Source organism: Kitasatospora sp. NPDC004799 (assembly GCF_040609095.1).
GTDB lineage: Bacteria > Actinomycetota > Actinomycetes > Streptomycetales > Streptomycetaceae > Kitasatospora.
Genome location: NZ_JBEXJK010000007.1, coordinates 45,191 through 56,145, shown reverse-complemented (window position 1 = coordinate 56,145; position 10,955 = coordinate 45,191). Strand labels below are relative to the sequence as shown.

Genomic DNA, 10,955 nt, shown 5'->3' with positions numbered 1-10,955 from the left:
GTCCGCGAAGATCACCGCCAACGCATCACAGCGTGCAGTTGATCAATTACCCAACACTTTCTCAGCCGTCGTCCGCCAACTCCAGGTGCCGCCGGACCAGATGGTGCACGCAGGCCACCGTGTGCGCCTCGGCGGCGGCCCGGGCGCCGGCCGCGTCGCCGGCCAGCACGGCGACCAGGATCTCCCGGTGCTGCTCGGCGAAGCGCTCCCGGTCCGGCCCGTACGGGGCGGGCAGCCAGAGCAGCGGGCCGAGTTCGGCCTGGAGCCGGACGGCGAGCTGGGTGAGCCGCACGGACTGGGCGGCGACGGCGAGTTCGATGTGGAAGCGGGCGTCGGCACGGCGCTGCTCGGCGGGCCCGGCGGCGTCCCGCAGGTCGTGCACCAGCCGGGTGAGCCGGGGGCCGAGGTCGGTCGGCGCGCGTTCGGCGGCGAGCCGGGCGGCGGTGCCGAAGACGGCCAGCTCCTCGTCCCCGAGGTCGCGCAGGTCCACGGTGGCGAGGTCGCGCAGCCGGGCGAGCTGGAGGTGTTCGCAGCCGCCGGCGGGGGTGCGGACGAAGCTGCCGCCGTTGCGGCCCCGCCGGGTCTCGATCAGGCCGGCCTCGCGGAGCAGTGCGAGGGCCTCTCGGACGGTGCCGTTGGCGACGCCGAGCTGGTCGGCCAGGTCGTTCTCGCTGGGCAGCTGGTCCCCGTCGGCGACCAGCCCGAGGGCGATCGCCTCGGTGATCCGGCGGGCCACCGCGTCGGCGCGCCCGAGGTCGGCGAGCGGCGCGAGGACGGCGCTGAGCAGCGGGGTCGCACTGCCGATCGTCGTCATGCGTGCCCCTCCTCGATCGCCGCCGGACCACCGCCGCCGTCACCGGACCGCCGTCACCGGACCACCGCCGCCGTCACCGGACCACCGCCGCCGTCCGCCGACCACCGCCGCCGTCCGCGGACCACTGCCACCGGAACCCGTCCGACCGGACGTTCCCGCAGGGTACCTCCGGTCGAGCGCGCACTCTTGCCGCTAGAAACCCAATCTCGTATGTTTTCCCGCATCCTCGGCCCGAGCATCACCCCGTAGCGCTCCCACGCATCACGACACGTTCCCAGGAGCTGGTCATGACCGATGCCAGTGCACGTGCCACCGCCCACGCCCCCGACCCGGACGCCGAACGGCTGGCCGCCCTCGGCTACACCTCCGAGTTCAAGCGCGACATGAGCCTCTGGGCGAACTTCTCGCTCGGTTTCACGTATCTCTCCCCCGTCGTCGGCGTGTACACACTCTTCGCCTCCTCGCTCCGGACCGCCGGGCCGCCGATGGTCTGGAGCTTCCTGATCGCGGGGCTCGGCCAGCTGCTGGTGGCCCTGGTGTTCAGCGAGGTGGTCGCCCAGTTCCCGGTGGCCGGCGGGGTGTACCCGTGGGCGCGCCGGCTTTGGGGCCGCACCTGGGGCTGGCTGACCGGCTGGGTCTACCTGCTGGCGCTGATGTCCACCATCGCGGCCGTCTCCTACGGCGCGGGCCCGTACGTGGCCGCCCTGCTGGGCGTCGAGCCGAGCACCGCGACGACGGTCTGGTGCGCACTCGGCCTGCTGGCGCTCGCGACCGTGATCAACCTCGGCGGCACCAAGGTGCTGTCGGCGGCGGCCGTGTTCGGCTTCGCCGCCGAACTGGTCGGCGCCCTGGCGGTCGGCGCCTGGCTGCTGCTGACGCACCGCTACCACGGCCTCGGCGTGGTCCTCGACCGCTTCGGGGCGGGCGGCGACGGCGACTACACCGACGCCTTCCTGGCCGCCGGGCTGATCGCGGTCTTCCTGTTCTTCGGCTTCGAGGCCTGCGGCGACGTCGCCGAGGAGGTGCCCGAGCCGGGTCGACAGATCCCCAAGTCGATGCGGCGCACCATCTACGTCGGCGGCGCGGCGGCGATCGGGGTCAGCCTGGCCCTGGTGATGTCGATCCAGGACATCGGCGCGGTGGTCTCCGGCGCGGACACCGACCCGGTGGCCGCGGTGCTGCACGACGCCTTCGGCGCGACCGGCGCCCGGGTGGTGATCGCCGTGGTGCTGATCTCCTTCCTCTCCTGCGTGCTGAGCCTCCAGGCGGCGGCCAGTCGGCTGACCTACTCCTTCGCCCGGGACCGGATGATCGCGGGCAGCCGCCTGCTGGCCACCGTCTCGGACCGGCTGCGGGTGCCGCCGTACGCGCTGCTGCTCGCCGCGGCACTGCCCGGCGTGATCATCGTGGGCGCGTCGGCGCTCTCCGAGGGCGCCCTCACGAAGATCATCTCCTTCTCCTCCATCGGCATCTACCTGGCCTTCCAAATGGTGGTGCTGGCCGCCCTGCGGGCCCGGCTGCGCGGCTGGCGCCCGGGCGGGGACTTCCGGCTCGGCCGCTGGGGCCTGGCGGTGAACATCGGCGCGCTGGTCTACGGCGTCGCCGCGATCGTCAACATCTGCTGGGGCCGCACCCCGGACGCCGCCTGGTACGACAACTACCTGGTGCTGCTCTCGGCGGTGGTGGTGCTCGCGGCCGGCGGCCTCTACCTCCTGCTGGCCCGCCCGCACCTGCGCGGCGACGCCCCCTCGGGCGACGCGACCGCACACGACCGGAACGGCCGACGCGGCGGCCCCGACCGGCACAGCGGACCCGACTCGGACGTGAACGCATGACCGGCCTCCCGCTGGACGGCCTCCTGGTCGCCGACTTCGGCCGGGTCCTGGCCGCGCCCTACCTGACCATGCTGCTGGCCGACCTCGGCGCCGACGTGGTCAAGGTCGAGCGGCCCGGCACCGGCGACGGCACCCGCGCCTGGGGCCCGCCGCACGCCCAGGGCGAGGCCACCTACTTCCTCTCCGTCAACCGCAACAAGCGCTCCCTCACCCTCGACCTGCGCGACCCGGCCGACCACGCCCGCGCCGTCGAACTGGTCCGCCGCGCCGACGTGTTGGTGGAGAACTTCCGCCCCGGCACGATGGCCCGGCACGGCCTCGGCCCGGACCGCGCCCAGGCCCTCAACCCGCGGCTGGTCTACTGCTCGATCACCGGCTTCGGCACCGGCGAGGGCGCCGAACTGCCCGGCTACGACCTGCTGGTGCAGGCCGTCGGCGGCCTGATGTCGGTGACCGGCCCGGCCCCCGGCGAGCCGGTGAAGACCGGCGTCGCGCTGGTGGACGTGCTGACCGGGCTGCACGCGGCGGTCGGCGTGCTGGCCGCGCTGCGCGAGCGCGAGAGCACCGGCCGGGGCCAGCTGGTGGAACTGAACCTGCTCTCCACCCTGCTCTCCGGCCTGGTGAACCAGTCCGCCGGCTACACCCTGGCCGGCGCCGTGCCGGGCATCCTCGGCAACCGCCACCCGTCCATCGCCCCGTACGAGGTGTTCACCGCCGCAGACCGCCCGCTGGTCGTCGCGGTCGGCAACGACCGGCAGTTCGCCGCGCTCTGCCGGGGCGTGGACGCCCCCGAGCTGGCGGCCGACCCGCGCTTCGCCACCAACTCCGACCGGGTCGCGCACGTGACCGAGCTGGCCCGTGAGCTCACCGCCCGGCTCGAACGCCGCACCGCCGCCGAGTGGTTCGCGGTGCTCACCCCGCTCGGGGTGCCCTGCGGGCCGGTCAACGACCTGGCCGGGGCCTTCGCCCTCGCCGACTCGCTCGGCCTGCGCCCCCGGGCACCGCTGCCCGGCCCGGACGGCCGCCCGCTGGAGCTGGTCGCCAACCCGATCGGCCTCTCCCGCACCCCGCCCCGCTACCACCTGCCGCCGCCCCGGCTCGGCGAGCACACCGCCGAACTGACCGCCTGGCTGGACGCCCCGTACGACCAACCCCCGCACGACGAACCCCCGCACGACCAACTCCCGCACGACGAGCACCGCCACGACGAGCACCGCCACGACGAGGACCGCCCCTGAGCGCCGCCGGCCACCACGTGCGCGAGGCTCTCACCGGGCAGGCCGCCCACCACTGACGCACCGCCCCCGCACGCACCGAGGCCCGCGTCCGGCTTGTCCAGAGCCGGGCGCGGGCCGCCCCGTTCCCACCCGGCGCCGATGCCCGTGGCACCGGGTGGAGCCTTCCGGGAGTCCGGTCAGACCGCGACCGCCTCCTCCATCTCCTCCTCGGCCTCCTCCGGCGTCTCCGCCGGACGGCGCCCGCGGCCCTCGTACAGCGCGGCGGCCACCAGGACGGCCCCGCCGAGCAGCAGCCAGAGCAGCAGGGTCACGACGTGCCCGCCGAGGCCCGCCCCGCCGTCGAAGTACAGGATGTTGCGCGCTCCCTCCAGGAAGCCGGCGCCCGTCCAGAAGCCGTGCAGCCCGCCGAAGAACCCGTTCTGCAGCTCGGGCCGGTAGATGCCGCCGGAGGAGGTGAAGTTCAGCATCACGAACAGCACCATCAGGGCCAGCGTGGTCCACTTCTTCAGGAAGCTGTGCAGGCCGATGCCGATCAGCAGGATGCCCGCCGAGTAGAGCCAGCCGAGCGCCCAGATCGCGGCGTGGTCGTGGTCGACCACGTGGAAGACCGGCCCGGCGGTGACGATCCCGATCACGCTCACCACCAACGAGACCGCCACCCCGACCAGCGCCCGGACCTTCAGGCTCAGCCCCGCGCCGGCCGCGCCGATCACCGCGACGCTGGCGTAGGAGCCGATGCTCAGCGCGACCAGCAGGAAGAACAGGCCCTGCCCGGTCGGGTCGCCCTCGGCCGGGGTGGTCAGGTCGGTGACGTGCAGCGGCACGCCCTGCTGGTCGGTGACGTTGGTGAACACCGCCGTGGCGGCCACCACCGAGGTCTCCGAGTTCCCCTTGGCGACGATCAGCTCGGGGCTCCTGGCGTCCGGGACGAAGGCGCCCACCAGCTCCCGGTCGCGCAACAGGCGCTCGGCGCCGGCCCGGTCGTCCACGGTGCGGACGTCGAGCGCGTCCCCGGCCTTGCCCTGGATCGCCTGCGCCAGGCCCTGCGCCTGCGGCGTGGTGCCGACCACGGCCACCTCGAGGTGGTGCGGCTCGGGCTGGTGGAAGGCGCCCTGGTAGGCGAGCGCCATGCCCAGGCACATCAGCAGCGGGGTGATCAGGTGGATGGCCAGGTGCTTGAGCGAGTGCCCCAGGGCGGGCGCTGCGGCGGGGTTCCGGGGTGTGCTCATGGCGTTCGTACCGTCCTCCGGTGGTGTCTCTCAGCTCGGTCACGAAGATGGCAAATACAACCAATGAGGGTGGTAAATGCAACCAACTCGATGCAGCTTACAACCATCCGGCGCCGCGTGGAAGCCGAGCCCTCAGCTCAGCTCGAACACGCCGTACGAGAACCCGTCCGCCCGCAGCTCCCCGTCCGCCACCCGGGCACCCTGCACCTCCAGCGGCCGGACACCCTGCGCCCACCGGCCGCCCTCCGGCAGCCCCGGCAGCCCCGTCAGCCGTACGGACGCCGACTCGCGGCGCGGGTTGACGGCCACCAGGTACCGCCCGGCCCGGGTGTACACCAGCGGGTAGCCGACGTGCCGGACCTCCACCCCGCCGGCCGCGCCCAGCCCCGGGTGCGCCCGGCGCAGCGCGATCAGCCGCCGGACGGTGTGCAGCAGCGAGGTCGGGTCGGCCCGCTGGGAGAGCACGTCCGGGCGGTGCGGGTCCGGGTCGACCGGCAGGTACAGCCGCTCGGGCGGCGCGCTGGAGAACCCGGCGGTGGGGCCGGGCGCCCACTGCATCGGGGTGCGCGAGCCGGCCCGGTTGAAGCACGGGCCGAGCACGCTGCCCTCGGTGTCGGGCAGGCCCGGCAGGTAGCGCATGCCGATCTCGTCGCCGTAGTAGACGGCCGGGAGGGTGGGCCAGGTGAGCAGGAAGGCGAAGGCGGGGGCGAGTTGCTCGGCGGTGCGCGGGCCGGCGGCCAGGCGGGAGAAGTCGTGGTTCGCGGTGGGCAGCACGATGTGCCCGCTGCCCTCGGTGAGTTCGGCGGCGCAGCGCCAGGCGTCCAGGAAGGGCTGCGGGGTGCTCCGGCCCTCGGCCTCGAAGTAGCAGGCCTCCTGGCGCCAGAACTCCTCGACCGTCCCGCCGTTGTTGTTCCAGAGCGAGCGCAGCGGCAGGCCGTGGTCCTCGCCGCCGAAGTGCAGGAAGAAGTCGGCGTGGAAGCCGGCCGCGATGGCGGCGGCCGGGTCGCCCCACTCGGCGAGCAGGGCGGCCTCCGGGTGGGCGCGGTCCAGCCAGTCGCGCAGTTCGGTCCAGAGCTTGGCGGTCTCCACCTTGCCCGGGTCGTCCTTGACCAGCGAGTACGCCATGTCCACCCGGAAGCCGGACACCCCGAGGCCCAGCCAGTGCGCCATGATCGCGCGCAGCGCCGCCCGGTTGGCGCGCGGGCCGTCCGCGTCCACCGCCTGCCGCCAGGGCTCCTCCGAACTGCTGCGCGCGTAGCCGAAGTTGAGCGCGGGCTGGCAGTCGAAGAAGTTCGGCCGGTACCAGCCGGGGCGGCTGCCGGGCGAGGCGACGAAGCCGTCCACCGGGCGGTCGGACCAGATGTACCGGTGGTCGGACGGGTCCTCGGCGGAGGCCAGGAACCAGGGGTGGCGGTCGGAGGTGTGCCCGGCCACCAGGTCCAGCAGCACCCGGATGCCCTTGCGGCGGGCGGCCTCGACCAGGGCCGCCAGGTCCTCGGTGCTGCCGTAGCGCGGGGCGGGGGTGAGGTAGTCGGAGACGTCGTACCCGGCGTCGCGGAACGGCGAGGCGAAGCAGGGGTTGAGCCAGACCGTGTCGACGCCGAGCCAGGCGAGGTGGTCCAGGTGCTCGGCGATGCCGGCGAAGTCGCCGATGCCGTCGCCGTCGGAGTCGGCGAAGCTCTGCGGGTAGATCTGGTACAGCACGGCGTCGGCGAGCCAGTCGGGGCCGGGTCGGGTCGAGGTCATGGGTGGTTCCTCCTGCCGGGGTCCGGTCGCCCGGGGCCTGGCCGGGCGGGGGGACCGAGCCGGGACGGGCTGGCTCGGTCGGGGGCCGAGCCGGGTGCCCTCGATTCTCGTCCAATCCCGGCCGTCCCGACAGCCCGCCTCACCCGCCGCCGCTTCCGCCGCGGGCCCGCGCCCGTACGCATGCCCGCCCCCGCACGCGCACCTGCCGTTCACGACCCCCGCCGTTCACGTCACCCGCTACGCGGCCGCCCCCGCGCAGGCCGCGGTGAACGCCCGGGCCCGCCGGGTGATCTCCGCCCAGTCCCCCGCCGCGACGACGTCCGGCGGCACCACGTCCCTCCCCGCGCAGACCGCGAGCGCGCCGTGCGCCAGGAACTCGGCGGCGTTGCCCGCGTTCACGCCGCCGGAGGCCACCAGCGGCACGCCGGGGTACGGTCCGCGCAGGTCCTTGAAGTAGCCGGGGCCGAACGCCCGGGCGGGGAAGATCTTGACGGCGGCGGCGCCGAGGTCCACCGCGTGCGCGACCTCGGTCGGGGTGAGCGCCCCGAGCACCACCGGCACCCGGGCGGCGGCCGCCGCCTCGGCGACCTCGGGACGGCAGCCGGGCGTGACCAGGAAGGAAGCCCCCGCCTCGACCCCGCGCCGGGCCTGCTCGGCGGTCAGCACCGTCCCGACGCCGACCCGCCAGCCCGCCCCGGACGCCCTGAGCAGATGCTCCGCCACCTCCGGTGTGGTGTAGGTGAATTCGGTCAGCTCGATGCCCCCCTCGGCGAGGGCGGCACAGAGCGCGGCGGCGTCCGGGATCCGGGGCGCGCGGACCACCGCGATCACCTGTTCACCGCGCAGGACGCCGAGACCGGACGGGGCACCGAGATCGGACGGGGCGGCGAGACCGGACGGGGCACCGAGATCAGGCGCGGCAGCGGCGGAATCGGACGTGACGGGGAGATCGGTCGGAGCGGAGAGCTCGGTCATAGGGCCAGGGTTCCTCGGTCGGTGCGACGCAGGGCGCGCCCGGGCCGGGCGCCGGTGGTGCGACCCTGCCGGATGACGGCGGTGCCGTTGACGTACACGTACTCGATGCCCTCGGCGGGCAGCCGGGGGTGCTCGAAGGTGGCGGCGTCCCGGACCCTCCCGGGGTCGAGGAGCACCAGGTCGGCGTGGTGTCCCGGGGCGATCCGGCCGCGCCGGTCCAGCCCCAGCCGGGCGGCGGGGCGGCCGGTCATCCGGGCGATCGCCTCCTCCAGCGTCAGCACGCCCAACTCCCGGCCGTAGTGGCCGAGGTAGCGCGGGAAGGTGCCCCAGGCGCGCGGGTGCGGCCGGGCGCCGACCAGCAGCCCGTCGCTGCCGACGGTGTGCGCGCGGTGGCGCATGATCGCCCGGACGTTCTCCTCGTGCCCGACGTGCTGGAGGATCGTGGTGGCCAGCTCGTCCCGGCGCAGCAGGTCCAGGAACACCTCGGTGCCGGTCCGCCGCTCCTCGGCGGCGAGTTCGGCGACGGTCCGGCCGACCGCGCCGACCAGCGCGGCCGAGCGGACGCCGGAGATCTGGATCGTCGCCCAGTCGGTGACCACGCCGTGGCAGCCGTCGCTGCCCTTCTCCTCCACCTCGTACCGGATCCGCGCGCACTGCGCCGGGTCGACGAGCCGGGCCAGCGTCGCGGCCGGTCCGCCCTCGGTGGCCCAACTCGGCAGCAGGGCGGCCAGCGTGGTGGAGCCGGGCAGGTAGGGGTAGCTGTCCAGGGTGAGGTCGACGCCGTCGGCGAGGGCCCGGTCGAGCAGCTCCAGCAGCTCGCCGGCCCGGCCCCGGTTGACCCCGAAGTTCATCGTCGCGTGGGTCAGGTGCAGCGCGCAGCCGCTCCGCCGGGCGATCTCCACCATCTCCGCATAGCCCTCCAACGCCCCTGCACCGTACGAGCGTTGGTGCGGGGCGTGGAAGCCGCCGTAGGCCGCGACGACGGTGCACAGCTCGACCAGCTCGGCGGTGTCCGCGTACATCCCGGGGGTGTAGCTGAGGCCGCTGGACATCCCGACCGCGCCGTCCAGCAGGCTCTTCGCCAACACCTGCCGCATCCGGTCGAGTTCGCCCGGCATGGGCGGCCGGTCGGCCCAGCCCACGGCGAGCATCCGCAGCGAGCCGTGCGGCACGAGGTAGCAGGCGTTGACGGCGACACCGGTGCGGTCGATCCGGTCCAGGTAGCCGGCGACGTCCCGCCAGTCCCAGTCGAAGCCGTCCGGATCGCCGTTCCAGCCCGCGAGTTGGCGGCGCAGCGCGGGCAGCGTGACGTCGTCCACCGGGGCGTAGGACAGGCCGTCCTGGCCGAGGACCTCGCAGGTGACGCCCTGGGTGACCTTGGCCGGGTGCTCGGGTTCGAGCAGCAGGGCCAGGTCGGAGTGGGCGTGCATGTCGATGAAGCCGGGGGCCAGGACCAGTCCGTCGGCGTCCACCGTCTCCGGCGCGTCGAGGCCCTGGCCGATCTCGGCGATCAGGCCGTCGGCGATCCGGACGTCCGCCCGGTAGCGCTCCGCGCCGGTGCCGTCGACGACCGTCGCGCCCCGGAAGACCGTCGCGCCCCCGCCGCCACCCCGGAGGACCGTAGCGCCCCCGCCCCGGGCGGGCGTTCTCTCCCCGGGCATCAGAAGAACGTCCTGACCAGGCCGGTGACCTTCGGCTCGGCCGCGTCCGCGGAGTCCAGCACCGGGATCGCCGTCCACTTGTCGAAGGCCGTGCACGGGTGCGAGACGCCCAGCCGCAGGACGGCGCCGATCGGCGCGAGGTCGCCCGCGTCGCGCAGGAAGGCGTGCTGGTCGTTGAGCGCGGTGATCCTGGCCGCCGTGCCGGTCAACTCGGCGCCGCCGCGCACCCGTTGCGGCTCGGGCAAGCCCTCGTCGAAGGGCAGGTCGCGCTTGCCGGCGTCCAGCAGCGCGAGCTGCGGCTCGGGCCGGGAGACCACCCGGGCCCAGCCGTGCAGCGCGCCGCGGAACGCCGCCGGCCCGCCGCCCCGGGCCAGCGGCGAGATGCCCCGGTAGAAGCCGTCGTCGTGGGCGATGTACGCCCCCGAGCGCAGCACCGTGAACGCCTCCGGCAGGTTCGCCAGCTCCTCGACCACCAGGTCGAAGTAGGCGCTGCCGCCGGCCGAGACCACCGGCGGGGCGCCGTCCGGGTAGGCGCTCGCCAGCCGGCCGTGCAGCTCGCCGAGTTCCCGCAGGTAGCCGCTGACGGTGGCCAGCCCCTCGGGGGAGGCGTCGTGGGCGAGCGCGCCCTCGTACCCGCCGACGCCCGCCAGGCGCAGGGTGGGGGCGCGCAGCACGGCGGCGGCGACCTCGACGGCGGCGTCCACCCCGCGGGCGCCGGTCCGCCCGCCGGGGCCGCCGAGCTCGACCAGCACCTCGACCGGCCGTTCGGCGCCGGCGGCGCGCAGCGCCTCGTCCATCAGCCGCACGCTCTCGGTGGAGTCGACCCAGGAGAGGAAGGCGAAGTCCGGGTCGGCGGCGAGTTCGTCGGCGAGCCAGGCCAGTCCGGCCGGTTCGAGCAGGGTGTTGGCGAGCAGGACGCGCTGGACCCCGAAGGCCCGGGCGATCCGCACCTGGGGCAGGTTGGCGAGGGTGATGCCGTGGCTGCCGGCGTCGAGCTGCGCCTGCCAGAGCGCGGGCGCCATGGTGGTCTTGCCGTGCGGGGCGAGCGCGACGCCCGCTTCGGCGCACCAGGCGGCCATGGTGCGGACGTTGTGGTCGAGGGCGGCGCCGTCGAGGGTGAGCAGCGGGGTGCCGAGCGAGGAGAGGGTGGGGCCGGTGGCGAGCCACTCCCGCGTGGTGCGGCCCCAGGACTGCGGCGGGGCGGCCTTGAACCGCCAGTCGAGCGGTTCGTCGGCCAGGGCGGCCACCGCGCCACGGGCGATGCACGGCCCGGTGCCACTGCTTGCGAAAGTCTGGTCCACCGTCTTCCTCCATCCGCACAGGTTGCAACATGCGCAACGAGGGTTGCACATGCTGGCAGCACGGTTCTAGCATCGGCGCCGGATCACGGTCAACGGACCTGACTCCCGGTCAACGGGGTCGACCTCCGCGTCACGCCGGTGCGCGACGGAGCCGAC

8 protein-coding genes are annotated in these 10,955 nt (G+C 74.7%); 2 read left to right on the top strand and 6 right to left on the bottom strand.

The annotated features are described in order from the left end of the window. Nucleotides 1–61: 61 nt before the first annotated feature. Complete coding sequence (locus ABZW03_RS02080; protein WP_355250725.1) at nt 62–814, bottom strand: FCD domain-containing protein; 753 nt, start codon at nt 812–814, stop codon at nt 62–64. 287 nt (nt 815–1,101) lie between these two features. Between ABZW03_RS02080 and ABZW03_RS02075 the strand changes: the two genes are divergently transcribed. Next, nucleotides 1,102–2,649, top strand: a complete 1,548-nt coding sequence (locus ABZW03_RS02075) for an APC family permease (protein WP_355250722.1) — start codon at nt 1,102–1,104, stop codon at nt 2,647–2,649. Beyond that, the gene (locus tag ABZW03_RS02070) at nt 2,646–3,887 is read left to right on the top strand and encodes a CoA transferase (RefSeq protein WP_355250719.1); all 1,242 of its coding nucleotides are present in this window, start codon (nt 2,646–2,648) and stop codon (nt 3,885–3,887) included. The genes ABZW03_RS02075 and ABZW03_RS02070 overlap by 4 nt, the downstream gene beginning before the upstream one ends. Nucleotides 3,888–4,063: 176 nt before the next feature. On the opposite strand, the gene ABZW03_RS02065 is transcribed toward ABZW03_RS02070, so the two are convergent. The 5 genes from ABZW03_RS02065 to ABZW03_RS02045 form a co-directional block, all read right to left on the bottom strand. Continuing rightward, nucleotides 4,064–5,116, bottom strand: coding sequence for a hypothetical protein (locus ABZW03_RS02065; RefSeq protein ID WP_355250717.1), 1,053 nt, complete (start codon nt 5,114–5,116; stop codon nt 4,064–4,066). 132 nt (nt 5,117–5,248) lie between these two features. Continuing rightward, on the bottom strand, nt 5,249–6,862 hold the full coding sequence (locus ABZW03_RS02060; RefSeq protein ID WP_355250714.1) for an alpha-amylase family glycosyl hydrolase: 1,614 nt from the start codon (nt 6,860–6,862) through the stop codon (nt 5,249–5,251). A 237-nt stretch (nt 6,863–7,099) separates the two neighbouring features. Then, entirely contained in the window at nt 7,100–7,837 is a 738-nt protein-coding gene (locus ABZW03_RS02055; RefSeq protein WP_355250711.1) for a bifunctional 4-hydroxy-2-oxoglutarate aldolase/2-dehydro-3-deoxy-phosphogluconate aldolase, read from the bottom strand. Then, the gene (locus ABZW03_RS02050; RefSeq protein ID WP_355250708.1) at nt 7,834–9,498 is read right to left on the bottom strand and encodes a D-aminoacylase; all 1,665 of its coding nucleotides are present in this window, start codon (nt 9,496–9,498) and stop codon (nt 7,834–7,836) included. Before ABZW03_RS02050 ends, ABZW03_RS02055 begins: the two co-directional genes overlap by 4 nt. Beyond that, entirely contained in the window at nt 9,498–10,799 is a 1,302-nt protein-coding gene (locus ABZW03_RS02045) for an alanine racemase (protein WP_355250706.1), read from the bottom strand. Before ABZW03_RS02045 ends, ABZW03_RS02050 begins: the two co-directional genes overlap by 1 nt. Nucleotides 10,800–10,955 lie beyond the last annotated feature (156 nt).